Source organism: Kitasatospora sp. NBC_01287 (genome assembly GCF_026340565.1).
Lineage (GTDB): Bacteria > Actinomycetota > Actinomycetes > Streptomycetales > Streptomycetaceae > Kitasatospora.
In genome coordinates, this window is record NZ_JAPEPB010000001.1 from 6,727,802 (window position 1) to 6,752,245 (window position 24,444).

The 24,444-nt window shown below is 74.5% G+C and carries 22 protein-coding genes and 1 riboswitch; of the genes, 15 read left to right on the forward strand and 7 right to left on the reverse strand.

Annotation, left to right across the window (positions count from 1 at the left end; translation table 11 throughout):
* Positions 1-30 precede the first annotated feature (30 nt).
* Positions 31-143: riboswitch (TPP riboswitch) on the reverse strand.
* Between the two features lie 70 nt (positions 144-213).
* From OG455_RS29435 to thiE, 3 genes are read left to right on the forward strand one after another with little or no spacing between them, the layout of a single operon-like run.
* Positions 214-1,416: an NAD(P)/FAD-dependent oxidoreductase gene (locus tag OG455_RS29435; protein ID WP_266298846.1), complete on the forward strand. Its 1,203-nt coding sequence runs from the start codon at positions 214-216 to the stop codon at positions 1,414-1,416.
* A 57-nt stretch (positions 1,417-1,473) separates the two neighbouring features.
* The gene (locus tag OG455_RS29440; protein ID WP_266298848.1) at positions 1,474-1,839 is read left to right on the forward strand and encodes an Rv2175c family DNA-binding protein; all 366 of its coding nucleotides are present in this window, start codon (positions 1,474-1,476) and stop codon (positions 1,837-1,839) included.
* Positions 1,836-2,492, forward strand: coding sequence for a thiamine phosphate synthase (gene thiE / locus OG455_RS29445; RefSeq protein WP_266298850.1), 657 nt, complete (start codon positions 1,836-1,838; stop codon positions 2,490-2,492). The genes OG455_RS29440 and thiE overlap by 4 nt, the downstream gene beginning before the upstream one ends.
* A 44-nt stretch (positions 2,493-2,536) precedes the next feature.
* On the opposite strand, the gene OG455_RS29450 is transcribed toward thiE, so the two are convergent.
* On the reverse strand, positions 2,537-3,643 hold the full coding sequence (locus OG455_RS29450; RefSeq protein WP_266298852.1) for a polyprenyl synthetase family protein: 1,107 nt from the start codon (positions 3,641-3,643) through the stop codon (positions 2,537-2,539).
* Positions 3,644-3,855: 212 nt separating this feature from the next.
* Between OG455_RS29450 and metF the strand changes: the two genes are divergently transcribed.
* A complete protein-coding gene (gene metF / locus OG455_RS29455; RefSeq protein ID WP_266298854.1) occupies positions 3,856-4,770 on the forward strand; it encodes a methylenetetrahydrofolate reductase [NAD(P)H] in 915 nt (304 codons plus the stop codon).
* Between the two features lie 94 nt (positions 4,771-4,864).
* Positions 4,865-5,656 carry a hypothetical protein gene (locus OG455_RS29460; protein WP_266298856.1) on the forward strand — a complete coding sequence of 264 codons (792 nt, stop codon included), beginning with the start codon at positions 4,865-4,867 and terminating at the stop codon, positions 5,654-5,656.
* A gap of 13 nt (positions 5,657-5,669) precedes the next feature.
* Here OG455_RS29460 and OG455_RS29465 read toward each other — a convergent pair whose 3' ends face one another.
* Entirely contained in the window at positions 5,670-7,076 is a 1,407-nt protein-coding gene (locus tag OG455_RS29465) for an NAD(P)/FAD-dependent oxidoreductase (RefSeq protein ID WP_266298858.1), read from the reverse strand.
* 11 nt (positions 7,077-7,087) lie between these two features.
* Entirely contained in the window at positions 7,088-7,867 is a 780-nt protein-coding gene (locus OG455_RS29470) for an alpha/beta fold hydrolase (RefSeq protein WP_266298860.1), read from the reverse strand.
* A gap of 56 nt (positions 7,868-7,923) precedes the next feature.
* Between OG455_RS29470 and OG455_RS29475 the strand changes: the two genes are divergently transcribed.
* The 4 genes from OG455_RS29475 to OG455_RS29490 all read left to right on the forward strand — a co-directional run bounded on the left by OG455_RS29475 (position 7,924) and on the right by OG455_RS29490 (position 10,433).
* On the forward strand, positions 7,924-8,448 hold the full coding sequence (locus OG455_RS29475) for a PadR family transcriptional regulator (RefSeq protein ID WP_266298862.1): 525 nt from the start codon (positions 7,924-7,926) through the stop codon (positions 8,446-8,448).
* Positions 8,449-8,539: 91 nt separating this feature from the next.
* Positions 8,540-9,055, forward strand: a complete 516-nt coding sequence (locus tag OG455_RS29480; protein ID WP_266298864.1) for an SAV_6107 family HEPN domain-containing protein — start codon at positions 8,540-8,542, stop codon at positions 9,053-9,055.
* Positions 9,056-9,066: 11 nt separating this feature from the next.
* Entirely contained in the window at positions 9,067-9,819 is a 753-nt protein-coding gene (locus tag OG455_RS29485) for a methyltransferase domain-containing protein (RefSeq protein ID WP_266298866.1), read from the forward strand.
* A gap of 221 nt (positions 9,820-10,040) precedes the next feature.
* On the forward strand, positions 10,041-10,433 hold the full coding sequence (locus tag OG455_RS29490) for a DUF3040 domain-containing protein (protein ID WP_266298868.1): 393 nt from the start codon (positions 10,041-10,043) through the stop codon (positions 10,431-10,433).
* A 159-nt stretch (positions 10,434-10,592) separates the two neighbouring features.
* On the opposite strand, the gene OG455_RS29495 is transcribed toward OG455_RS29490, so the two are convergent.
* The 4 genes from OG455_RS29495 to OG455_RS29510 all read right to left on the reverse strand — a co-directional run bounded on the left by OG455_RS29495 (position 10,593) and on the right by OG455_RS29510 (position 16,084).
* Positions 10,593-13,013 (reverse strand): DUF3488 and transglutaminase-like domain-containing protein, encoded by a 2,421-nt coding sequence (locus OG455_RS29495; protein WP_266298870.1) that lies wholly within the window; start codon positions 13,011-13,013, stop codon positions 10,593-10,595.
* On the reverse strand, positions 13,010-14,290 hold the full coding sequence (locus OG455_RS29500) for a DUF58 domain-containing protein (protein ID WP_266300997.1): 1,281 nt from the start codon (positions 14,288-14,290) through the stop codon (positions 13,010-13,012). The genes OG455_RS29495 and OG455_RS29500 overlap by 4 nt, the downstream gene beginning before the upstream one ends.
* 37 nt (positions 14,291-14,327) lie before the next feature.
* Positions 14,328-15,299: a MoxR family ATPase gene (locus tag OG455_RS29505; protein WP_266300998.1), complete on the reverse strand. Its 972-nt coding sequence runs from the start codon at positions 15,297-15,299 to the stop codon at positions 14,328-14,330.
* Between the two features lie 227 nt (positions 15,300-15,526).
* Positions 15,527-16,084 (reverse strand): carbonic anhydrase, encoded by a 558-nt coding sequence (locus OG455_RS29510; protein ID WP_266298872.1) that lies wholly within the window; start codon positions 16,082-16,084, stop codon positions 15,527-15,529.
* Positions 16,085-16,448: 364 nt separating this feature from the next.
* On the opposite strand from OG455_RS29510, the gene rsmH reads away from it, so the two are divergent.
* The 6 genes from rsmH (at position 16,449) to mraY (ending at position 24,424) form a co-directional block, all read left to right on the forward strand.
* A complete protein-coding gene (gene rsmH / locus OG455_RS29515; RefSeq protein WP_266298874.1) occupies positions 16,449-17,423 on the forward strand; it encodes a 16S rRNA (cytosine(1402)-N(4))-methyltransferase RsmH in 975 nt (324 codons plus the stop codon).
* Positions 17,424-17,452: 29 nt separating this feature from the next.
* Complete coding sequence (locus OG455_RS29520) at positions 17,453-18,154, forward strand: cell division protein FtsL (protein ID WP_266298876.1); 702 nt, start codon at positions 17,453-17,455, stop codon at positions 18,152-18,154.
* Positions 18,151-20,256, forward strand: coding sequence for a penicillin-binding protein 2 (locus OG455_RS29525; protein WP_266298878.1), 2,106 nt, complete (start codon positions 18,151-18,153; stop codon positions 20,254-20,256). The genes OG455_RS29520 and OG455_RS29525 overlap by 4 nt, the downstream gene beginning before the upstream one ends.
* Before the next feature lie 108 nt (positions 20,257-20,364).
* Entirely contained in the window at positions 20,365-21,945 is a 1,581-nt protein-coding gene (locus tag OG455_RS29530; RefSeq protein ID WP_266300999.1) for a UDP-N-acetylmuramoyl-L-alanyl-D-glutamate--2,6-diaminopimelate ligase, read from the forward strand.
* Complete coding sequence (gene murF, locus OG455_RS29535; RefSeq protein ID WP_266298896.1) at positions 21,942-23,366, forward strand: UDP-N-acetylmuramoyl-tripeptide--D-alanyl-D-alanine ligase; 1,425 nt, start codon at positions 21,942-21,944, stop codon at positions 23,364-23,366. Before OG455_RS29530 ends, murF begins: the two co-directional genes overlap by 4 nt.
* Positions 23,363-24,424, forward strand: a complete 1,062-nt coding sequence (gene mraY, locus OG455_RS29540; RefSeq protein ID WP_266298898.1) for a phospho-N-acetylmuramoyl-pentapeptide-transferase — start codon at positions 23,363-23,365, stop codon at positions 24,422-24,424. Before murF ends, mraY begins: the two co-directional genes overlap by 4 nt.
* Positions 24,425-24,444: the final 20 nt, after the last annotated feature.

Genomic DNA, 24,444 nt, shown 5'->3' on the forward strand with positions numbered 1-24,444 from the left:
GCATTGGTGTGCGACAAGTCATTGGTGCGTGACAAGAGGACCGGTTCTCCCTTCGCCGGCATGACCCGGATCAGGTTCGGACGGTCGCGGGCCGCCGTAGCCCGCCTCTCAGCCCGGTGCACCGGGCTCCCGTGAGGATGCCCCCACCATAACGCCGGGTGACGGGCGGACTGAAGGCACGACCACTCGGCGGACGCCGCCGGGATCGCTACAGTGCTGCAGGTGGAAGAGCTGAGGAGCACGGATCGGGTGGTCGTGGTCGGCGCGGGGCTGGCGGGCGCGCAGTGCGCGGTGGCCTTGCGGGAGGCGGGCTGGAGCGGGCCGCTGAGCCTGGTCGGCGCGGAGCCGCACCGCCCCTACGACCGGCCGCCGCTCTCCAAGGACGTGCTCCTCGGCAAGGTCGCCGCGACCGCCTTCGACCTGGACTGGGAGGCGCTCGACGTCCGGTTGCTGACCGGCCGCCGGGCCACCGGGCTGGCCCCGGGCACGCTGCGTACCGACGCGGGCGACCTGCCCTACGACCGCCTGGTCATCGCCACCGGCGCGAGGCCGGTGCGGCTGCCCGGCGACGAGGCCGCCCGGGTGCTGCGCACCGTCGACGATTCGCTCGCACTGCGTGCAGTCCTGCGCCCCGGCGCCCACCTGGTACTGGTCGGCGCCGGCTGGATCGGCGCCGAGACCGCGACCGCCGCACGCCTGCTCGGCTGCCGGGTCACCGTGCTGGAGGCGGCCGGGGAGCCGCTGCCGGGCGCGCTGCCGGCCGAGCTGACCGAGCCGATGCGGGCCTGGTACGCCGAGGCCGGGGTCGAGCTGCGGCTCGGCGCCCGGGTGGACCGGATCGTGCCCGGCGCGGTGCACCTGGCCGACGGGGAGACGGTGCCCGCCGACGAGGTGGTGATCGGCGTCGGCGCCCGCCCCGACACCGCCTGGCTGGCCGGCTCCGGCATCGAGCTGGACGCCGCCGGCGCGATCCTCGCCGACGCCGCGCTGCGCACCTCGCTGCCCGGGGTCTGGGCGGCCGGCGACTGCGCGGGCTACCCCTCCACCCGGTACGGCGGGCGGGTCACCGTGCAGCACTGGGACCACGCGCTGCACTCGGGGCGGGCGGTGGCGGCCGGGCTGCTGGGCGCGGCGGCCCCGTACGACCCGGTGCCGTACTTCTGGTCCGAGCAGTTCGGGCGGATGGTGCAGTACGCGGGCCGGCACGCTGCGGGCGACCTGCTGCTGCGGCGCGGCTCGCCCGCCGACCCCGGGTGGAGCGCGCTCTGGCTGCGCGAGGGGCGGCCGGTGGCGGTGCTGACCGTGGACCGCCCGCGCGACCTGGCCCAGGCACGGCGGCTGATCGACCAGGGCCGCGAGCTGGACCCGGTGCTGGCCGCCGACCCCGCCGTGCCGCTCAAGTCGGCCGTGCGCTGAGGCGCTCCGAGCGGGTGCGTGGTGCGCCGGGGCCCGGCGAGGTGGCAGGCTGGTGCTGTGAGTGAGACGGAATCCAAGATCGAATCCCTGGTCCAGGACTGGACCTACCTGCCCGACATCTCCGAGCGCTGGGGGGTGCTGGTCACCGAGGTCCGCCAGATGGTCAAGGACCACAAGCTGATCGCGGTGCGCCGCGGCCCCAACCGGTCGCTCCAGGTCCCGGCCGCCTTCATCGAGGACGACGGCCTGGTCAAGCACCTGGCCGGGACGCTGACCGTGCTGCGCGACGGCCGGTTCTCCGACGAGGAGATCCTGGAGTGGCTCTTCACCGAGGACCCCTCGCTGCCGGGCAGCCCGATCCAGGCGCTGCGGGAGAACCGCGGCACCGAGGTGAAGCGGCGCGCCCAGGCGATGTCCCTGTGACGGCGGGCGCCGAGTACCGCGCGAAGCTGGCCGCCGCCCGGCTCTACCTGTGCACCGACGCGCGCCGCGAGCAGGGCGACCTGGAGCAGTTCCTGGACGCGGTGCTGGCCGGCGGCGTGGACATCGTCCAGCTGCGGGACAAGGGCCTGGAGGCCAAGCAGGAGCTGGAGTTCCTGGAGGTCTTCGCGGCGGCCGCCGAGCGCCACGGCAAGCTCTTCGCGGTGAACGACCGGGCGGACGTCGCGCACGCCGCCCGCCCCCAGGTGCTGCACCTGGGGCAGGACGACCTGCCGGTGCCGGCCGCCCGGGCGATCCTGGGTCCGGACGTGGTGATCGGGCGCTCCTGCCACGCCGAGTCGGAGGTCGCCGGGGCGATCGCCGAGCCGGGGGTGGACTACTTCTGCACCGGGCCGCTCTGGCCGACCCCGACCAAGCCGGGCCGGCCGGCGCCGGGCCTGGGCCTGGCCCGGTACGCGGCGGAGCAGGCGAGTGACCGGCCGTGGTTCGCGATCGGCGGCATCGACCTGGGCAACCTGGACCAGGTGCTCGCGGCCGGTGCGCGCCGGGTGGTGGTGGTCCGGGCGATCACCGCCGCCGAGGACCCGGGCGCGGCGGCCGCCGAGCTGGCCCGGCGGGTGCGCGAGCTGGACTGACGGCTACCGGCCGCCGGCCGCTCGCCGCCGGCCGACGGCCCCGGTCAGTACCGCCGTACGGTGGCGGCCCGGGCGAGCGCGAGCAGCGTCTCCCGGGCCGCTTCGTCGTGCAGTGGCGCGGCGGCCAGCGCGGCCAGCGAACGCTCCATCAGCTGCTCGATCCGCTGCTCCACCTGCTCCGGCGCGCCGCTCTCGGCCACCAGCGCGCTCAGCTCGGCGATCCGCGCCGCCGTCAGGTCGGCCGCGCCGAGCCCGGCGTCCAGCCGGGCCGCCCGCTCCCGCGGCAGCGCCCGCAGCGCGAGCGCGACCAGCAGGGTCCGCTTGCCCTCGCGCAGGTCGTCGCCGGCGGGCTTGCCGGTGACCGCCGGGTCCCCGAAGACGCCGAGCAGGTCGTCGCGCAGCTGGAACGCCTCGCCGAGCGGCAGCCCGAAGGCCCCGTACGCGGCCACCAGCTCCTCGCTCGCCCCGGCCAGCCGGGCGCCGACCTGCAGCGGGCGCTCGATGGTGTACTTCGCCGACTTGTAGTGCAGCACGGTGGTCGCCCGGACCAGCGCCAGCTCGTCGGTCGAGTCGCCGGCCACCGGCTCCAGCACGTCCAGGTACTGACCGGCCATCACCTCGGTGCGCATCAGGTCGAAGACCGGCTTGGCCGCCAGCACCGTCGCCGCCTCCAGGCCGCAGCGGGTGAAGAGCTCGTCGCACCAGATCAGCAGCAGGTCGCCGAGCAGCAGCGCGGCCGCCGCCCCGTACTGCTCGCGGTCACCGCGCCAACCCTGCTCGCGGTGCAGCGCCTCGAACCGGCGGTGCATCGAGGGCAGGCCGCGACGGGTGTCGCTGCGGTCCATCAGGTCGTCGTGCACCAGGGCGCTGGCCTGCAGCAGCTCCAGCGCGGCCGCCGCCCGGAAGGCCCCCGCGCTGTCGGCCGCGCCGCCCGCCCCGCGCCAGCCCCAGTAGCAGAACGCCGGGCGCAGCCGCTTGCCGCCGTCCAGCAGGAAGTCGCGCAGCGCGTCGGCGGCCGCCACCAGGTCCGGGGAGATGGCGCTGAGCCGCTCGTGCTGCTCGGCCATGAACCGGGCGAGCGCCGCGTCGACCCGCGAGCGGGCGGCGGACTGGTCGAGCGGTTGCACGGGGGTGGGGCTGGGCGAGGTCACGGGCACTCCGGGGCACATTTTTATGGTCGCTCGGCGGCTGCTTGGGGTGGAGATCAGCCTAACCGGGCGACCGGACAGGAGTACGACGCCGGACCCCGCCCCGGGCGCCCCGTGGACGCCGTCCGTCCCGGACACCCCAGCCGGTGGACAGATTGTCTCAGCAATTGGGCGGAGTTTGTCCGCGCTACAGCGGCGGCGGATACCCTGCGACCATGGCACTCGGCGTTCCCTCCACCAGAACCGACCGCGCGCTCACGGTCCGCGAACTCCTGGCGGCCGGGAAGCGTTCGTACTCCTTCGAGTTCATGCCGCCGCGCAGCGAGGCGGCCGAGCACAAGCTCTGGTCGGCGATCCGCCGCCTGGAGCCGCTGAACCCCAACTTCGTCTGCATGACCTACGGCGCCGGCGGCTCCACCCGCGGCCGCACGGTCAACATCGTCGGCCGGATCGCCACCGAGACCACGCTGACCCCGGTGGCCCACCTGACGGCGGTCGACCACTCGGTGGCCGAGCTGCGCAACATCATCGGCCAGTACGCCGACCAGGGGGTGCGCAACGTGCTGGCGGTGCGCGGTGACCCGCCCGGCGACCCGAGCGGCGAGTGGGTGCGCCACCCGCAGGGCGTCACCTACGCCTACGAGCTGGTCGAGCTGATCAAGTCGATCGGCGACTTCTGCGTGGGCGTGGCCGCCTCCCCGAACATGCACCCGCGGTCGACCGACTGGGACGACGACATCCGGCACCTGGTCGGCAAGATCCGGGCCGGCGCCGACTACGCGATCACCCAGATGTTCTTCGAGGTGGAGGACTACCTGCGGCTGCGCGACCGGGTGGTGGCGGCCGGCTGCGAGACGCCGATCATCCCGGAGATCATGCCGGTGACCAACGCCAAGCAGCTTGAGCGCTTCCCGCAGCTGAGCGGTGCGCCGTTCCCGCCCGAGCTGGAGGCCCGGCTGCGCGCGGTGGTCGACGATCCGGCGGCGCTGCGCGAGGTGGGCATGGAGCACGCCACCGCGATGTCCGAGCGGCTGCTCGCCGAGGGCGCGCCGGGTCTGCACTTCATCACGCTCAACGGCTCGCTGGCCACGCTGCAGATCTACCAGAACCTCGGTCTGCACAGGGGCTGAAGCGGCTCCCGCACGGGATGTGGGGCGGTGGCTGTCGAACAGGTACAGTCGCCGCACACGCGTGTCGCGCACCAGGCTGGGTGGAGGAACGCCGATGGGCATCGGGATGCTGGCCTTGTACGCGGCGCTCGCCGTGGTCGCGCTCTGGCTGGTGGCCGAGCTGCTGCTGCAGAACCGGGCCCCGCTGCACTGGCGCGGGGTCGCGCTGGGCGGCTTCCTGCTGGTGGCGGCCGGGATGGCGGTCCACTCGGTGCCGGTGATCGCGGCCGGCGCGCTGGCCTTCACCACCGGTCAGGTCCTCGTCACCCTCTCCGTCAAGCGCGGTTACGCGTCCGGCTGGTCGCTGCGCGGCGCCGACGGTTCGCTGCCGGGCCCGCTCCGCAAGGTGCCGCTGCTCAGCGCGGCCACCAGCGGCGCGGCGGCGGTCGAGCCGGTGGCCGAGCCGGTGGTCGGCGAGGTCGGGCCGATCGAGGAGCCCGAGCAGCAGGTGCTGCCGGAGCCGGTGCTGGAGGCGGTGACCGCCGAGGGCGAGTACGGCGTCTACGAGTCGGTCTACGAGCAGCAGCCGCAGGCGGTGCCCTACGGGTACGTCGACCAGCAGCAGCAGCACCAGCAGCAACAACAGCAGCAGCAGTTCGACCCGAACTACGGCTACCAGCAGCAGGTCCCGGTGGAGTACGGCTACTACCAGCAGCCGCAGCCGCAGGAGTACGCCGGCTACGAGCAGCAGCAGTGGCAGCAGCAGGCCTACGACCCGAGCCAGTACCAGCCCGAGTACGGCATCCCCCAGCAGCACATCCCGCAGCAGCACATCCCGCAGCAGCACGTCCCCCAGCAGCAGTCCTACGAGTACTACCAGCAGCCGCAGCACGAGGGTTGGCAGTAGCCCTCGTGGCGGGTCACGCAGGGCCGATCAGGCCCGCCACCACGCAGGCCGACATGCCGGCCCTGGCCAGCCCGCCGCCCGGGTGGGCGCCGCCGCCGACCAGGTAGTGGCCGGGGTGGCCCGGCACGGCGTTGGCCGGCCGCAGGAAGCCGCCGCCGGCACCGGCCAGGGACGGGCGCGGCACCGCGCCGCCCGGTGCCGAGGTCTCCCGCTCGGTGTCCGCCGGAGTGCGCAGCTCCCGCCGGAGCACCCGCTCCGCCAGGCCGAGTCCGGCCGCGTCCAGCCGCGTGAGCAGCTGGTCGGCGAACCGCTCGGCCCGCCCCGGGACGGTCCAGTCCAGCTGTGCCTGGGAGGGGACGGTCACGGTCAGGGTGACCGCCTCGTGCTCGGCGTCGGGCCGCAGTGACGGGTCGTCCGGCCGAAGTACCTGCACGGTCGGGCGTGCACAGAGCCGGGGCGGGCCACCCGTGCCGAACAGCGCGTCCAGCTCCTCGGCCCGGTCGGCGGCGTGCACGACGGTGCGGTGCGCGGTGCCGGGCGGGCGGGCGCCGCGCAGCGCGAGCAGCACGGTGAACCGGCCGGGCGCCCGCGGGTCACCGGGCGCGGGGCGGAGCACCAGGTCGGCGTCGATCGGCTGGTCCGCCCCGACCCGCTCGCCGAACCGGAACTCCACCCCGCGCTGCTCGCACCGGCGGAACACCGCGTCGGCCAGGGCGCGCAGGCCGCCCTGGACGTACCAGACGCCGAAGGTCTGCTCCATGTACGGGATCACCGTGGCGCCGGCGGGCGCGGTGCGCGGGTCGAGGCCGAAGCGCAGCGCGTACTCGGTGAGCAGCGCGGTCAGCGCCGGGTGGCCGCCGAGCTCGCGGGCGGCCACCTGGTCCAGGCTCGGGGTTCCGCCGCCCGGCAGCAGCCGGGCCAGGCCGCGGCGCGGGGCGGCCGGGTAGGGGTCGGCGGCCAGCGGGGCGGGGTCGGCGGGCAGCGGCTCCTCCAGCAGCGGGCGGCGGGTGGCCTCCCAGACGGCGCGGCCGCGGTTCATCACCGCACCCCAGCGCTCGCCGGCGCCGGCCCCCAGCGCGGCGTCCAGCGCCTGGGCGACCCCACCGCGCGAGGCGTTGGGCAGGGCCAGCGCTGTGCCGTCGGCGAACAGGTGCCGGCTCTCCGGCTCCACCGGGGCCAGCTCCACCAGCTGCTCCAGCGGCTCCCGGCCGGTCTTCAGCGCGAGGTCGCGGTAGACGGCGGGCAGCGTCAGCAGGGTCGGCCCGGTGTCGAAGGCGAAGCCCTCGTGCTGGTGGCGGCCGAGCATCCCGCCGTAGGTCGGGGCCGCCTCGAAGACCGTCACCCGGTGGCCGATGGTGGCCAGCCGCGCGGCCGCCGCCAGTCCGCTGATGCCTGCTCCGATGATGACGATCCGTGCCATGACGGGTGATCCTAATCCGCCGCGGCGCGGGGCCCGGCGCCCAGCGCTCCCGCCACCGCCCGGGCGAAGGCCTGCGGGTTGTCCAGCATCAGGTTGTGCCCGGCGTCCGGGATCGCCACCAGCTCGACGCCGGGTCCCGGCAGACCGGCGGTGCCGTCGGCGGCGGGGTAGAGGAAGGCGCGCGGGATCCGCAGGCCGAGCAGCAGCTCGCGCATGGTCGGGGTGGTGCCCTGGGCCAGTCGCACCGCGCTGCGGTGCAGGGCGGTGCGGCCGGCCAGCCGCATGGTGGACCACCAGTGCGGGCCGACCAGTTCGCGCACCTCGCGCCAGCCGCCGGCCAGGAACTCCGCTTCGGTGAAGGTGGCGATCCCGCTGCTGCCGGGCCGCTTGGCGGGGGTGACCGGGTCGAGGTTGGCGTCCGCCAGCACCAGCTTCGCCACCAGGGCGGGATGCCGGTGCGCCAGCACGATCGCGACCGCCCCGCCCATGCTGTGCCCGATCAGCTCCGCCGCGCCCACCCCCGCCGCGCGCAGCGCGGTCGCGACCGCGTCGGCGTGCGCCTCCAGGGTGTACGGGAAGTCGGTGGGCCGGTCGCTGAGTCCGAAGCCGAGCAGGTCGACCAGCAGTGAGCGGGGGCCGGCCAGCAGCGGGTGGGCGGCGGTGGCCGCGAAGTACGCGGGGGAGCTGGCACCCAGGCCGTGGAGGTAGACCCGGGCGGGCAGGGCGGGGTCGCCGGGTAGTTCGACCCAGCGGAGCAGATCGCCGGCCGGGGTGACGGGAGCAGCGTGCATGAAGACCATCCTCGATAGCTAGGTACATCGATGCCGAGGTATGACATCGTAGCCCCATGCTGAAGCTGGCGATCCTCGGATTCCTCCACGAGCGGCCGTTGCACGGTTACGAGCTGCGCCGCCACCTGGCCGCGCTGACCGGCCACGTGCGGCCGATCAGCGACGGCACCCTCTACCCCGCGATCAAGAAGCTGGAGGCGGCCGGCCTGCTCCGGCGCGAGAAGGAGCCCGGCAGCGCCGCCGCCCCCCGGCACACCCTGCACCTCACCGAAGCGGGCCGGGCCGAGCTGTTCGACATCCTGCGCGGGCCGACCGAGCTGGACATCAGCGATGAGAACCGCTGGTTCACCCTGCTCGCCTTCCTGCGCCACCTCGCCGACCCGGCCGCCCAGCGCGCGGTGCTGGAACGCCGGCTGGCCTTCCTGCGGACCCCGGCGAGCTTCTTCTACGACGGCGAGCGCCCGGTCACCGCCGAGGAGCTGGACGACCCGTTCCGGCAGGGCGTGCTGCTGATCGCGCGGGCCACCAGCCGGGCCGAACTCGCCTGGCTGGAGGCCACCCTGGAGCGGCTGGCGGGCTGAGCGCGGCCGGATTGTCAGTGCCCGGCGCGAGCATGGCGGTACACGGGCCGACCGGTCCGTGCCACCGCTTTGGACCGGGGGAGTACAGACCATGACCGTCGCAGACCTCCAAGGGGGCTCCTCCCGGGCGGAGGCAGCGGACGAGATCCCGCTGCGCTCCGTCGACGTCCACCCGGTGCTGCTCAGGGCCGGTGCCCCGCCCGCCGCCCGCGACCTGCTGACCCAGGCGCACCGCACGCTGCTCGCGGCCGCCGCCGCCGAGGACCCGCTGGAGCGGTACGCCACCGCCCACCTGGCCGCGCTGCGCACCACCGCGGCCGTGCTCGCGGTGCGTGGCCGCCCGGAGAAGAACCCGCGCCGTCGCAAGGCGATCCGCAGCGCCTGGGCGGTGCTGCCCGAGGTGGCGCCCGAACTCGCCGAGTGGGCCCTCTACTTCGCGGCCGGCGCGGCCAAGCGCGCGAGTGCCGAGGCGGGCGTGCCCGGATCCGCCTCGGCCCGGGACGCCGACGACCTGATCCGCAACACCGCGCTGTTCGTCCGTCTGGTCGAGCGGGTGCTGCAGGTGGAAGGCAATAGGGTGGAGAGGTCAGGCCCGACTTCCTCCTGAGGAGACGACCCTTGTACCCGACGCGTCCCCGCAGCGCCCTGCGCACCGCCGTGGTCTGGGAGGTGGTCCGTACGGCGCTGGAGCGCCGGGCCGCCGAGCTGGACCAGCCCGTGCTGGACGTGCTGGACACGGGGGGCGGCACGGGCAACTTCGCCGTGCCGGTGGCCAGGCTCGGGCACCGGGTCACCGTGGTGGATCCCAGCCCCGACGCGCTCTTCGCGCTGGAGCGCCGCGCCGCCGAGGCCGGTGTGACCGATCTGGTCCGCGCGGTGCAGGGCGACACTCAGACGCTGCCCGAGGTGATCGCCCCCGCCTCGGTGGACGCGGTGCTCTGCCACGGCGTCCTGGAGGTGGTGGACGACCCGGCCGAGGCGCTCGGCCACCTGACCGGCACCCTGCACAAGGGCGGCCTGGTCAGCCTGCTGGCCGCCAACCGCAACGGCGCGGTGCTGGCCCGGGCGTTGGCCGGCCACTTCGACGAGGCCCGCACCGTGCTCGGTGCCGTCGACGGCCGCTGGGGCACCGGTGACCCGATGCCGCGCCGCTTCACCGCCGACGAACTGCACGGGCTGGCGGCCGCCGCCGGGCTCAGTGTCGCCTCGGTGCACGGTGTGCGGGTCTTCGCCGACCTGGTGCCCGGGGTCCTGGTGGACACCGAGCCCGGGGCCATGGAGGCGCTGCTCCGGCTTGAGGAGGCGGCCGCCCAGCAGCCCGCCTTCCACGCCGTCGCCACCCAGCTCCACCTGCTCGCCGCACTCGACTGAGTCCGTTCGGGCACTCGGCGGCCGGTCCGCTCGTTGCACCCTTGCGGGGTGTGGCGAGCGCGGTGGACCCGGCCGGCCGCCGCCCGCTCCGGAACCCGTCGATGGACCGTATGATCTGGGTAAAGCCAGAACGCATGACGGCCAGACGCATGGGGCATATGGACCACGACAAGGCCAGGTGGCGGACCGGTCGCGCTGCGACCGACGAGTAGGAGGACTCCGTGCCGCTCTCGGAGCACGAGCAGCAACTGCTCGACCAGATGGAGCGAGCGCTGTACGCCGAAGATCCCAAGTTCGCGACGGCGCTTGAGGGAACAGGGCTGCGCACCTACACCCGTCGGCGGGTGTACCTGGCCGCGGCGGGATTCGTGGTGGGAGTGGCCCTCCTGATGGGGGGGATGATCGTATCGCGGCAGCTGATCTGGCTGAGCGTGGTGGGCTTCCTGGTGATGCTCGGATGCGCGCTGCTGGCCGTGGCCGGCTGGCGCAAGCACCCGGTCCCCGGCCCCGGGGTGGGTCTGCGGGAGGCACCGCCGGCCCGGCGCAAGGCGAGCGTGATGGACCGGATGGAGCAGCGCTGGCAGCGCCGCCGGGACGAGCACGACGGGCTCTAGGCCCCAGCGCGCCGAGCCGCGGGTGCGCCGAGCCCCGGCGCGGTCCGAGACGCCGCCCAGGCGGGCGGGTCCGCCGGATCGGCCAGGTCGACCGGTCGAACGACAAGGGCGGGTGATCCGAGAGGATCACCCGCCCTTCGCGTTGCCCGCGTGGCCGCGCTACCCGCGCTTCTCCGGCCGGCCCAGCCTGAGCAGCCGCCGCAGCGCGGCGCCGGCCCGGGCCTTGGCAGCCCGCGTGCGCAGGCGCGCCGCGAGGATCCGGTCGGCCAGCCGCCAGCCGACCCGGGCCGTCGAGGCGGGCAGCAGCAGCGCGCGCAGCCGCTGCCGGCGGCCGGCCGAGGCCCGCAGGCCGGCCCGCACCACCCGCACGTCCGACCCCAGCGGCGTCGGCCGCTCGGCCTCGCGGGCGTAGAGCACCCGCTCGGTGGCCAGCGCCACCCGACCCATCGCGGCCCGGGACGGCCCGTCCAAGCCGCCCGCCTCGCTGATCCGCTCCCCGGTGAAGCGGGGGCTCTGCGCCTCGTCGGGTGCGATGCCGAGGTCCCAGGCGGAGTCGACCAGCTCCTGCCAGGCGGCCAGCACCTGCTCCTCGCTCAGTCCACCGCCGGGGCCGCCGGAGCGGCGGCGGCCCTCACCGAGCCGACGGCGCCGCAGCCTGGTCCGCCAGGCCATCGGCCACAGCAGCAGGAGCAGGACCGCCGCGCCCGCCGCGATCAGGCCGAGCAGCCGCGGGGAGAGGCCGGAGGCGCCGCCGGTCGAGGCCAGCGGCACGGGCACCGCCTGCTGCGAGGGCTGGGCGTTGCCGCAACCGCCCTGCTTGCGCGCCACGAGCGGGCAGGAGTCGGCCGAGGGCAGCGCATTGGGGTCGCTCGCGCCGGCCGAGGGCTGGTCGGGGCTGGCGCTGGCGCTCGGCGCGGTCTGCGCACCGCTGTAGTCGGGCGCCGTCCCGCGGCTGGGCGTCGGCTCGAAGCGCAGCCAGCCGGCGCCGGCGAAGTACAGCTCGGGCCAGGCGTGGTAGTCCTGGCTGCCGACCTCGTAGTCGCCGTTGCCCAGGGCGTGGCCGGGAGCGAAGCCGACCGCCACCCGGGCCGGGATCCCCAGCGTGCGGGCCATCGCCGCCATGGTGGCGGCGAAGTGCACGCAGAAGCCCTTCTTGTCCTGCAGGAACTTCACGATCGCGGCCGGCCCGGTGCCCGGGTCGATCGAGGTGTTGTAGGTGAAGCCGCCGCTGGTGGTGAACCAGTCCTGCAGCGCCACCGCCTTGTCGAAGGCGGTCTCCTTGCCGCTGGTCACCTGCAGCGCGGTCTGCTTCACCAGGCCCGGCAGGTTGGCGGGCAGCTTGAGGTAGGTGTCGGTGATCGACCTGGGCGCGGTGCCGGCCGCGCGCAGCTGGTCCGCGGTGGGGTCCACGGTCAGCGAGGTGACCGTGTAGGTCAGGCCGGTGGCCTGCTGGCCGTGGTCGCCCACCAGCGAGCCGATCTGCGGCTCGTACCGCCAGCTGCCCGGCGGCTGCACCCGGTCGATCGGGTACGGCGCGGGCAGCCAGTCGGTGCTGAGGTCCGAGGAGACCGCGACCTGGGTGTCGAAGGTGCTGGTGGCCACGTCCCCGGCCAGGCCCTCGGGGCGCGGCAGCGTGCTGGGAACCGCCACGACGTCCTGCTTGCCGGGCTTCCACTCCTGGCCGTCGAACTCGTCCAGCGCGGTGATCCGCAGGTAGGCGGTGGCCAGCGCGGGGTCGGTGCCGTGGTACTTGATCAGCTGCTGGTTGCCCGAGCGGCGCAGCCCGTCGGTCAGCGAGACCACGGGGCTGAGCGCGCTGATGTTGCCGCCGCCGCTGCCCGTGCCGGTGTCGCCGAAGCCGCCGTTGACCAGGCTGAGGTCCCAGGCGGGCGCCAGCGCCGGCAGCACCAGGGCGCAGACCAGGGCGAGCAGCCCGATCCGGTGGCCGCCCATGGACAGGCCGCCGCGGTTCTCCCCGGCGCCGTGGAAGACCCGGCCCCAGCGGGAGAGCCGGTCGCCGCCCTCGGCGAAGAGCAGCATCAGGTAGCCGGCCCCGGCGGCCAGGAACCAGAGCCAGGCCGCCCCGCCCGCCGCTCCGGCCAGCCCGGTGCCCACCGAGTAGAGGGCCAGCAGCGGCAGGCCGGCCAGCGAGGCCCTGCGGTAGCTGACCGAGAGGGTGTCCACCAGCAGGGCCACCGCGGCCACCGCCGCGATCAGCAGGAAGCGCAGGCCCGGGGTGTCGGGGGCCGGGATCGAGTACTGCTGGATGTCGGTGCCGGCCGAGCCGACCAGGTCGCTCAGTGCCTGCGGGGTGGCCGAGCCGGGCAGCACGCCGACCACGAAGCTGGACCGGATCGCACCGAAGAGCAGCAGGTAGGCCACGGCCAGCAGCTGGACCAGCAGGACCAGCGGACGGGCCAGCGCGATCCGGCGCAGCCCGGCGCCGACCAGCGCGATCACCAGGATCAGCCCGCCGGCCGGCATCATCCAGCCGGCGGGGCGCACCAGCGGGCTCAGGCCCAGCATGGCCAGCGCGCTGGCCAGCGCGGCGTACACGGTCAGTCTCGCGCGGGTGGTCATGCGCTCGCCCCCTTCCGGGCCTGGGCCTGGGCCTGGCGGTCCGCCAGGCGCCACAGCTCGGGAACCGCGTCGCCGGCCTGCGCGGGCAGCACCGTCCAGCCGGCCTCCCGGAGCAGCCGCACCGGCCGTTCCAGCTCGTCGTGGCCGGAGTCGGGGAAGACCTGGCGCAGGCCCGCCCAGCTCCCGGTGTCCAGCACGAAGGCGACCGCCGCCCCGGCCCGGCGGCGCAGCCGCCCGAGGCTGGCCACCTGCTCGTCGTCCAGGGTGCCGAGGATGGCCACCAGCAGGCCCTCGCCGCCCATCCGCAGCACCTCCTCGGCCCGGGCCAGCCCGCTGCCGGAGGAGTGTTCGACCACCGCGAGCGCGTCCAGCAGCAGGCCGACCGAGTCGCTGACCGAGCCGGTGCCGGGCGCGTTGGTCTCGGGGACCTGGATGCCGCTGTCGGTCAGCAGCCGGGTCCGGTAGCCGCGCTCCAGCAGGTGGCCGCCGACCGAGGCCGCGCAGCTGACCGCCCACTCGAAGGAGGAGGCGGGCCCGCTGCCGCGGTGGCCGATCTCCCGGGTGTCCAGCAGCACCGTGGCCCGGGCCTTCAGCGGCTGCTCCTCGCGGCGCACCATCAGCTCGCCGTACTTGGCGGTGGACTTCCAGTGCACCCGGCGCAGGTCGTCCCCGTGCCGGTACTCGCGCGGCACGGTGTCGTCGTCCCCGGCCAGCGCCACCGCGCGCGAGGTGCTGTCGCCGTAGCCGGCCCACTCGCCGCTCAGCCGCACGGCCGGCAGCGGCTGGACCTGCGGAACCACGGTGAGGGTGTCGGCGGCGCTGAACGAGCGGGTCAGCTCGCACATGCCGAACGGGTCGGTCAGCCGCAGCTGCAGCGGGCCCAGCGGGTAGCGGCCGCGCAGGTCGGAGCGGACCCGGTAGGAGACCTCGCGGAAGCCGCGCGGCTCGACCCGGTCCAGCACGAAGCGCGGACGCGGCCCGAGCACGTAGGGCACCTTGTCCTCCAGCATCAGCAGACCGGTGGGCACCCGGGAGATGTTGTCCACCCGCAGGTGGACCCGGGCCTCCTGGCCGGCCGAGGCGCGGTGCGGGGTGAGCCGCCGGCCGCTGGCCACCCGGTAGCGGGTGCGCACCAGCAGCAGCGCGGCCGCCACCGGCAGCGCGACCAGCAGCACGCCCACCCGCAGCAGGGCGCTCTGGCCCAGCAGGTAGGAGCAGAGCAGCGCGGTCAGGCCGGCGGCCAGGAAGGAGCGGCCGCGGGTGGTCAGGCCGCGCATCCCGGCCCGGAAGCCGGACGGGTCGTCCTGGGCCACCTCAGATCCTCCGACCCGGGCCCTGGGGGTGCGGGATGGGCACGCGGCGGATCAGCTCGGCCACGATCTGCTCGGCGCTGCGGCGGCTCAGCTGGGCCTCCGCGGTCGGCAGCAGGCGGTGCGCCAGCACCGGCACGGCCAGCGCCTGCAGGTCGTCCGGCAGCACGTACTCGCGCCCGGCCAGCGCGGCGGCGGCGCGGGCGGCCCGGATCAGGTGCAGGGTGGCCCGGGGGGAGGCGCCCAGCCGCAGCTCGGGGGAGGTGCGGGTGGCGGTGACCAGATCGACCGCGTAGCGGCGCACGCTCTCGGCCACGTGGATGGTGCGCACCAGCTCGATCAGTTCGAGGATGTCGTGCGCGTGCGCGACCGGCCGCAGGTCCTCCAGGGGGGAGGCGCCGCCGTGCACGTCCAGCATCGCGAGCTCGGCCTCGGGGCTGGGGTAGCCGATCGAGATCCGGGCCATGAAGCGGTCTCGCTGGGCCTCGGGCAGCGGGTAGGTGCCCTCCATCTCCACCGGGTTCTGGGTGGCGATCACCATGAAGGGGTTGGGCAGCTCGTAGGTGGTGCCGTCGATGGTGACCTGGCGCTCGGCCATCGACTCCAGCAGTGCCGACTGGGTCTTGGGCGAGGCCCGGTTGATCTCGTCGCCGACCACGATCTGCGCGAAGATCGCGCCGGGCCGGAACTCGAAGTCCATCCGCTGCTGGTCGAAGACGTTGGTGCCGGTCACGTCGGAGGGCAGCAGGTCGGGGGTGAACTGGATGCGGCGCACCGTGCAGTCCACCGATCTCGCCAGCGCCTTGGCCAGCATGGTCTTGCCGACGCCCGGGACGTCCTCCAGCAGCAGGTGGCCCTCGGCCAGCATCACCGTCAGGGCCAGCCGCACCGCCTCCGGCTTGCCCTCGATCACGCTCTCCACCGAGCCCCGGACCCGCTCGATGACCGCGCTCAGCTCGGGCAGACCGACCGGCACCGCAGCCCCCGCCGAGACCGCCGGCGCGGGCCGCGGTTCGGCCGCTGGCCGGTCCAGGCCGGTCTGCTCGTTGTAGGTCGTCACCCGTTCGCTCCTCGCCCCTGCTCGTGCCGGTCCACCTGTCCGGGACCGGCCGCAGCCGCATTCTTCCCTGAGGGGTGGCCAGAAGTCACCCGAAGGAGCGACGCGCGGGGCGGGGCCGCGGTTGCGGCCCCGGAGCGCCGGGGTCAGCGCACCTCGCGGAGCAGTCCGGTGTGCACGTCGAAGACGAAGCCGCGCACGTCATCCGCGTGCAGCAGGAAGGGCGAGGTGCGCACCCGCTGCATCGACTGACGCACGTCGTCGTCCAGGTCGAGGAAGGACTCCACCGCCCACTGCGGGCGCTGGCCGACCTCCCGCTCCAGCTCGTGGCGGAAGTCCTCGGTCAGGCCGAGCAGGCCGCAGCCGGTGTGGTGGATCAGCGCGATCGAGCGGGTGCCCAGGGCGCGCTGGCTGATGGTCAGCGAGCGGATCGTGTCATCGGTGACCACGCCGCCGGCGTTGCGGATGATGTGGGCGTCGCCCAGCTCCAGGCCGAGCGCGGCGAACAGGTCGAGCCTGGCGTCCATGCAGGCGACCACGGCCACCTTCTGGACCGGACGGGCGTCCATGCCGCCGTCCTTGAAGGTCTCGGCGTAGACGCGGTTGGCGCTGATGAAGCGCTCGATGATCGATTCGGTGGCGGGCGACTCAGCGGCCGGTGCGGCGGAGTCGGCGGAGGACGGCCGGTCGGGGGTCACGGTCATAGGTACGACGTTAGTAGGAATCAGCGGTGAGCGGTGTGCTCGCAACGATTTACCGGGGCCGGTGTGATGGAGCACATATGGCGCACGGATGGAGCACAACGGGCGCGTGGCGCAGGCGGGCGGCGCGGGCCAGGACGGTAGTCTGACGCTCCGTACGCAGCCCGCGGCCTCCTCCCGCTCCGTGCCACCTGACGCACCTTCCCCGGCGCCGGGCGGTTCCCTTCCCCCCAGTGAGCGGGCGGGGACCCCGGGTGGCGTCCAGGCCCGCCGGCGCCGTGGGCCAGAATGGGGCGAAACCACAGCGCCCGGCGGACTCAGCAGGTCGGCGGGGCGGCTTCCCGGCAATCGAAAGGCGCCCGCGCGGATGGCCACTGGCACACCGGAACCCAAGCATGTCCCGGTCATGCTGCAACGCTGCATGGACGCCCTGGCCCCGGCGATCAGCGCGCCCGGCGCGGTGGTGGTGGACGCCACCCTGGGCCTGGGCGGCCACAGCGAGGCGCTGCTCACCCAGTTCCCCGAGGTCAGGCTGATCGCGGTGGACCGCGACCCGCAGGCGCTGCGCCTCTCCGCCGAGCGGCTCGCCCCGTTCGGGGACCGGGCCACCCTGGTGCACGCGGTCTACGACGAGATCCCGGACGTGCTGGCGGAGCTGGGCATCGAAGAGGTGCAGGGCCTGCTCTTCGACCTCGGGGTCTCCTCGATGCAGCTGGACGAGGCCGAGCGCGGCTTCGCCTACGCCCAGGACGCCCCGCTGGACATGCGGATGGACCAGACCCGCGGCCTGAGCGCCGCCGAGGTGCTCAACACCTACGGCCACGGCGACCTGGCCCGGATCCTCAAGGTCTACGGCGAGGAGCGGTTCGCCGGCAAGATCGCCTCGGTGATCCTGCGTGAGCGTGCGAAGGAACCGTTCACCAACAGCGCGCGTCTGGTCGAGTTGGTGCGCAACGCGATCCCGGCGGCCACCCGGCGCACCGGCGGCAACCCCGCCAAGCGGACCTTCCAGGCGCTGCGGATCGAGGTCAACGGCGAGCTGGAGGTGCTCGACCGGGCCGTGCCGGGCGCGCTGGAGGTGCTCGCGGTGGGCGGCCGGATCGCGGTGATGTCGTACCAGTCGCTGGAGGACCGCCTGGTCAAGCAGTACTTCGCGGCGGCCGCCACCAGCACCGCGCCGCCCGGGCTGCCGTTCGTCCCCGAGGAGTACCAGCCCTGGCTCAAGCTGATCACCCGTGGCGCCGAACTCGCCACGGAGGCCGAGATCGAGGAGAACCGGCGCGCCGCGCCCGTCCGGCTGCGGGTGGCGGAGAGGATCCGCAGTACGGGAACCCGGGGCTGAGGGCGCGCACGGGGGGCAGGCGGGCGAGCGTGAGGGAGAGCGTGGTGCAGGCGGCCGGCGAGGGAGTGCAGCGGGGCAGGCTGCTGCCCGGGCAGTTGGGGCGGGCCCGGATCACCGTGCGCCCCGGGCGGCCGCCGGGCGGCGGGCGGGGGCGCACGCCGTTCGCGGTGCTGGTGGTGGTGCTGCTGGCGGCGGGGCTGCTCGGCCTGCTGATGCTGAACACCGCGCTGAACGAGGGTTCCTTCGAACTGACGAAGCTGCAGAAGCAGACCACCACCCAGACCGACCAGCAGCAGGGCCTGCAGCAGCAGATCGACCACGCCGCCGCCCCCGACGCGCTGGAGCAGCGGGCCCGTCAGCTGGGCATGGCGCCGGGCGGGGACCCGGCCTTCCTGCAGGACGACGGCAAGGTGCTCGGCAGCCCGGCCGCCGCCAAGGACAGCCCGCCGGTCAAGCGCACCGGCAGTGGCCTGTGGCCGAGTGCCGCGCAGCCCACCGCCGGGCCCGCGTCCTCGGCCGCGCCGAGTCAGGGCACATCCCAGGGCACGCCCCCGAGTCCGGGTGCCGCCGCGCCGCCGCCGGCCGCGCCGAGCAGCGCCGCGCCGGGCGCCGTCGCGTCCACCGATCCGGGCGCCACCGGCGAGGGTTCGCTGCGGGTCGACCCGGTCAGCCCGTCGCCGGGCGGCGGCCAGAGTCCCAGTCCGAGCCCGAGCGGAAGCGCTGCCCGATGACCACCCCACGCCGTCCCCGCACCCCCGGCGAGCGCGACCGGGGCGCGCCCCAGCAGCGGCGCACCGGCGAGGGCGCCCGCCAGGGCGCCCGCCAGGCCGCCCGGCCCAGGCGCCCGGCCGAGCCGCGCCGTCCGCAGGAGCCGCCCCGCCGGCCCGCCGCCCGCCCGGCCGGCCGGCCCGCAGCCAAGCGCCCGGCGCCCGCCCGCCGCCCGCAGCCGCGCCGCCTCAAGCTGGCCGACCCCAGGCGCCGGCTGCGGGTGGTGCTGATCTCGCTCGCCGTGGTGTTCTCGCTCTTCGCGGCCCGCCTGGTGCAGATCCAGCTGCTCGACGCGGGCTCCCTGGCGACGGACGCCGGCGTCTACCGGTACAGCGACGTCGTGCTGCCGGCCACCCGCGGTTCGATAACGGCCGCCGACGGGGCGGCGCTGGCGACCACGGTGGACGCCTACGACATCACCGCCGACCCGACCCACTTCACCCAGAGCGCGCTGCACATCACCGACGGCCCCGAGCAGGCCGCCGCCCTGCTGGCGCCGATCGTGAACGTGCCCAAGGACAAGCTGGTCGCCAGGCTGCGCGCCTCCGGCACGGGCGTCACGCTGGCCTCCCGGCAGACCCCGCAGGTCCGCAGCCAGCTCTTCGACCTGCGTGCCGCGCTCGCCAAGAAGGTCGACACCAAGGCCTGCCGGGCGCAGAAGGCGCTCACCGCCAAGCCCCTCGACCAAGGCGGCCGGAGCACCATCGACGAGAGCTGCGCCAATCCGCTGGAGGGCCTCTACTACGTGGCCACCACGGCCCGCGTCTACCCGGCCGACGGCCTGGCGGCCAACCTGGTCGGCTTCGTCAACGCCCAGGGAGCCGGAGCCGGCGGCCTGGAGCTGCAGTACCAGAAGGCACTGGCCGGCCAGGACGGCCACCGCACCTCGGCGGTCTCCGGCGGCCAGCCGATCCCCACCGTCGGCGGCACCACCGAGAAGGACCCGGTGCCCGGCAGCGACGTGCGCCTGACGATCAATCCGGACATCCAGTGGGCCGCCCAGCGGGCCATCACCGACCAGGTGAGCACGGCCGGCGCGGAGAAGGGCTACGTGATCGTCCAGGACGTGAAGACCGGTCAGGTGCTGGCGATGGCCACCTCGCCCGGCTTCAACCCCAACGACCTGAGCTCCGCCACCCCCGACCAACTCGGCAACCCGGCCCTGCAGGACGCCTACGAGCCCGGCAGCACCGCGAAGCTGATGACCATGGCCGCCGTGATCGACACCGGCAGCGCCCAGTGGGACACGCACGTCACGGTGCCGGGCACGCTGACCCGGGCGGGGCAGGTCTTCCACGACGACGTCGACCACGACACCTGGTACCTGACCCTGAACGGGGTGCTCGCCAAGTCCTCCAACATCGGCACCATCGAGGCGGCCGAGCACCTGGGCAAGGACCAGCAGCAGTCCAACCAGATCCTCGGCGGCTACCTGCAGAAGTTCGGCATCGGCCAGCCCAGCGGCCTGGACTTCCCCGGCGAGACCCGCGGCATCCTGGCCAACCCGGCCGCCTGGCAGGGCACCCAGCAGTACACCATCCCGTTCGGCCAGGGCCTGTCGCTCAACGCGCTGCAGGCCACCTCGGTCTACTCCACCATCGCCAACGGCGGTGTCCGGGTGGCGCCCAGCCTGGTGGCGGGCGCCACGGGCCCGGACGGCCGCTTCGTGCCGGCCGCGTCCGGGGCGCAGACCCAGGTGGTCAAGCCGGAGACCGCCAAGACGCTGGCGCAGATGCTGGAGTCGGTGGTCACCGACGACCAGGGGACCGGCAACACCGCCCAGATCCCGGGCTACCGGGTGGCCGGAAAGACCGGGACGGCCAACCGGGTGGACCCCAAGACCGGCAAGTACAACGGCTACACCGCCTCCTTCATCGGCTTCGCGCCCGCCGACGCGCCCCGGCTCACGGTCTCCTGCGTGATCCAGGACCCGGTCAACGGCCACTTCGGCGGTCCGCTCTGCGGTCCGGTCTTCAAACAGGTGATGGAGTTCGCCCTGAAGACCCTCCAGGTGCCGCCGAGCGGCAGCGCGGCGCCCAACCTGCCCGTCGACTGGAAGCCCTGAACCATGCCCCGTGCTGTGAACCGCGTCACACCCGAGCCCGACCGGGCCCCGCTGTCCCAGGAGTCGGCGGCAGGCTCGCTTGGCCTCGACCGCCCCGGGGCCGATAGCCTGCCCGCCGTGCCGAAATCAGACCAAACCCGTGTGAGCCCACCCCGCCCCGACGCGGTGGTGCCCGTCCCGCTCGCCGAGATCGCCCGGATCCTGGGGATCGCGGCGGTCGAGGGCGCTCCGGCCACCGGGATCACCCACGACTCGCGCGCGGTCCGTCCGGGCGACCTCTACGTGGCCTTCGCCGGGGCCAACCACCACGGCGCCGCGTTCGCCGGCCAGGTGGTCGCCGCCGGCGCCGTGGCGGTGCTCACCGACGAGGCCGGCGCCGAGCAGGCCGCGGCCGCCTTCGCCGCGGGGGCGGGCGTCCCGCTGCTGGTCGTGCCGAGCCCGCGGGCCTTCATGGGCGCGCTGGCGGCCCGGATCTACGGCGAGCCCTCGCGCGCGCTGCTGACCATCGGCATCACCGGCACCAACGGCAAGACCACCACCGCCTACCTCGTCGAGGGCGGCCTGCTCGGCGCGGCGAAGACGCCCGGGGTGATCGGCACGGTCGAGATGCGGGTCGGCGCCGAGCGGATCAAGAGCGAGCGCACCACCCCCGAGGCCACCGACCTGCACGCGATCCTCGCGGTGATGCGCGAGCGGGGCGCGGACGCGGTGGTGATGGAGGTCTCCAGCCACGCGCTGGTCTTCGGCCGGGCCGACGGGGTCGAGTACGACGTGGCGGTCTTCAACAACCTGACGCCCGAGCACCTCGACTTCCACCCGGACATGGAGGACTACTTCCGGGCCAAGGCGCGGCTCTTCGAGGCCGGCCGCAGCCGGGCCGGGGTGGTCAACCTGGACGACGCCTACGGGCGCCGGCTGGCCGCGGAGTCCCCGATCCCGGTCACCACCTTCTCCGCCACCGGCGCTGCGGGCGCCGACTGGCGCGCGGTCGACGTGCAGCTGGGCCCGGTCAGCTCGACCTTCCGGGTGCTCGGCCCCGACGGGCGGTCGGCGGACGCCACGGCGCCGCTGCCGGGTCCGTTCAACGTCTCCAACGCGCTGGCCGCGATCACCGCCCTGGTCACCGCCGGGCTGCCGCTGGCCGAGGCGGTGGCGGGCGTGGCCGCGGTGCCGGGCGTGCCCGGGCGGCTGGAGCGGGTGGACGCCGGGCAGGCCTTCGTCGCGGTGGTCGACTACGCCCACAAGCCGGACGCGCTGGACGCCGTGCTGGCGTCGCTGCGCGAGGTCACCAAGGGCCGGCTGCACGTGGTGATCGGCTGCGGCGGCGACCGCGACCCGTTCAAGCGCGGCCCGATGGGCGCCAGCGCCGCGCGGCTGGCCGACACCGCCGTGCTGACCAGCGACAACCCGCGCTCGGAGGACGCGCTGGCGATCCTGGCCAGCATGCTGGGCGGCGCGGTGGAGGTCCCCGAGGCCGAGCGCGGCGACGTCCTGCTGGTGCCGGACCGGGCCGAGGCGATCGCCGCCGCGGTGGCCCGCGCGCACGCCGGCGACACGGTGCTGGTGGCCGGCAAGGGCCACGAACTGGGCCAGTACGTCAAGGGCGAGGTCCGCCCGTTCGACGACCGGGAGGTGCTGCGCGAGGCCATCACGCACGCCCACCGATTCCGAGGAGTGGAGCAGCCGTGATCGCACTGACCCTGGCCGAGGTGGCCGCCGCGACCGGCGGCGAACTGGCCGACGGGGCCGAGCCGCAGGCGCTGGTGACCGGCCCGTTGGCGGTCGACTCCCGCAAGGTGGCACCCGGCGGCCTCTTCGCGGCCTTCCGCGGCGAGCACGTGGACGGGCACGACTACGCCGAGCGGGCCGTCGCGGCCGGCGCGGTTGCGGTGCTCGCCGAGCGCCCGCTCGGTGTGCCCGCGGTGCTGGTCGCCGACGTCCAGCTGGCGATGGGCCGGCTCGCCCAGGCCGTGGTCGACCGGGCCGGGGGGGCCGCGGTGGTGGCGCTGACCGGCTCGGCCGGCAAGACCAGCACCAAGGACCTGATCGCGCAGGTGCTGACCAGGCTCGGCCCCACGGTGTCCACCGAGGGCTCGCTCAACAACGAGCTCGGCTTTCCGATCACCGCCACCAGGGTCGAGGCGGACACCCGCCACCTGGTGCTGGAGATGGGCGCCCGGCACAAGGGCGACATCGCCTACCTCTGCTCGCTGGCCCGCCCCGCGATCGGCCTGGTGCTCAACGTGGGCAGCGCGCACCTGGGCGAGTTCGGCTCCAAGGAGGGCATCGCCGAGGCCAAGGGCGAGCTGGTCGAGTCGCTGGGCGCGGACGGCACCGCGATCCTGAACGCCGACGACCCGCTGGTGCGCGCGATGGCCGCGCGCACCCGGGCCAAGGTGGTGACCTTCGGCGAGAGTCCCGCGGCCGACGTTCGCGCACAGGACGTTCGCCTGGACTCCACCGGCCGTCCATCGTTCACGCTGAGCACCCTGGCCGGTTCCGCACCCGTCCAACTGCGCCTGTACGGTGAGCACCACGTCTCGAACGCCCTCGCCGCCGCCGCGGTGGCGATGGAGCTCGGACTGTCCGTCGACGACACCGCCGCCGCCCTGGGCGAGGCGGGTGCGCTGTCCCGCTGGCGCATGGAGGTCGTCGACCGGGCCGACGGGGTCACCGTCGTGAACGACGCGTACAACGCGAACCCGGAGTCGATGCGGGCCGCGCTGCGCGCGCTCGCCACGATCGGCGGCCGCGGCCCGGAGCGCCGCCGCACCTGGGCGGTGCTCGGCGAGATGCGGGAGCTCGGCGAGGAGAGCCTCGGCGAGCACGACGCCATCGGGCGCCTCGTGGTCCGACTCGACGTCACCAAGCTGGTGGCGGTGGGCGGACGCGACGCGGCCTGCATGGAACTGGGCGCGAGGAACGAAGGTTCGTGGGGTGAGGAGTCGGTGCTGGTGTCCGACGCGGACGCGGCGGTCGAGCTGCTGCGCGGTCAGCTGCGGCCAGGGGACGTGGTGCTGGTGAAGGCCAGTCGCTCGGTCGGTCTGGAGAAGGTGGCCGAGGCCCTGCTGGCGGATGACGCCGTCGACCCCGCAGGGGTCGCGCCGTGAAGCAGATCCTCTTCTCCGGCATGATCGGCCTGGTGCTGTCGCTGTTCGGCACCCCGGCGCTGATCCGGGTGCTGGCGCGGAACGGCTACGGCCAGATGATCCGCGACGACGGCCCCAAGGCCCACCACAGCAAGCGCGGCACGCCGACCATGGGCGGCATCGCGTTCATCCTGGCCACCCTGATCGCCTACGCGCTGACCAAGGTGATCACCGGGGACCAGCCGCGTGCCTCGGGCCTGCTGGTGCTCTTCCTGATGACGGGCCTGGGCCTGGTCGGCTTCCTGGACGACTACATCAAGGTGGTCAAGCAGCGCTCGCTGGGCCTGCGGGCCAAGGCGAAGCTGCTCGGGCAGTCCTTCGTGGGCCTGGCCTTCGCGATCCTGTCGCTGCAGTTCCACGACCCGCGCGGGCTGACCCCGGCCTCCACCAGCCTCTCCTTCATCCAGGACTTCAGCTGGTCGATCGGCCCGGTGCTCTTCGTCATGTGGGCGTACTTCATGATCGCCGGCATGTCCAACGGCGTGAACCTGACGGACGGTCTGGACGGCCTGGCCACCGGCGCCTCGGTGATGGTCTTCGGCGCCTACGTCTTCATCGGCATCTGGCAGTACAACCAGAGCTGCGCCCGGTTCGTGACCGCGACCGCCAACTGCTTCGAGGTGCGCGACCCGCTGGACCTGGCGGTGGTCGCCTCCGCGCTGATGGGCTCCTGCTTCGGCTTCCTGTGGTGGAACACCTCGCCGGCCAAGATCTTCATGGGCGACACCGGCTCGCTGGCCCTGGGCGGCGCGCTCGCCGGGCTGGCGATCTGCTCCCGCACCGAGCTGCTGCTGCCGCTGCTGGGCGGCCTGTTCGTGATCATCACCCTGTCGGTGATCATCCAGGTCGGCTCGTTCCGGATGACCGGCAAGCGGGTCTTCAAGATGGCACCACTGCAGCACCACTTCGAACTCGTGGGCTGGAGCGAAGTGCTGATCGTGGTCCGGTTCTGGATCATCCAGGGCCTCTGCGTGGCCGTCGGCCTCGGACTCTTCTACGCGGGGTGGGTGACCAGTTGAGCACCGCTCCCGCTCCGTGG

Coding starts and splice junctions, on each gene's coding strand:
- OG455_RS29495 (WP_266298870.1), bottom strand. CDS start 13,013: ATGACCACCCGCGCGAGACTGACCGTGTACGCCGCGCTGGCCAGCGCG.
- OG455_RS29500 (WP_266300997.1), bottom strand. CDS start 14,290: ATGCGCGGCCTGACCACCCGCGGCCGCTCCTTCCTGGCCGCCGGCCTG.
- OG455_RS29470 (WP_266298860.1), bottom strand. CDS start 7,867: ATGCACGCTGCTCCCGTCACCCCGGCCGGCGATCTGCTCCGCTGGGTC.
- OG455_RS29475 (WP_266298862.1), top strand. CDS start 7,924: ATGCTGAAGCTGGCGATCCTCGGATTCCTCCACGAGCGGCCGTTGCAC.
- rsmH (WP_266298874.1), top strand. CDS start 16,449: ATGGCCACTGGCACACCGGAACCCAAGCATGTCCCGGTCATGCTGCAA.
- OG455_RS29480 (WP_266298864.1), top strand. CDS start 8,540: ATGACCGTCGCAGACCTCCAAGGGGGCTCCTCCCGGGCGGAGGCAGCG.
- OG455_RS29460 (WP_266298856.1), top strand. CDS start 4,865: ATGGGCATCGGGATGCTGGCCTTGTACGCGGCGCTCGCCGTGGTCGCG.
- metF (WP_266298854.1), top strand. CDS start 3,856: ATGGCACTCGGCGTTCCCTCCACCAGAACCGACCGCGCGCTCACGGTC.
- OG455_RS29465 (WP_266298858.1), bottom strand. CDS start 7,076: ATGGCACGGATCGTCATCATCGGAGCAGGCATCAGCGGACTGGCGGCG.
- OG455_RS29525 (WP_266298878.1), top strand. CDS start 18,151: ATGACCACCCCACGCCGTCCCCGCACCCCCGGCGAGCGCGACCGGGGC.
- OG455_RS29510 (WP_266298872.1), bottom strand. CDS start 16,084: ATGACCGTGACCCCCGACCGGCCGTCCTCCGCCGACTCCGCCGCACCG.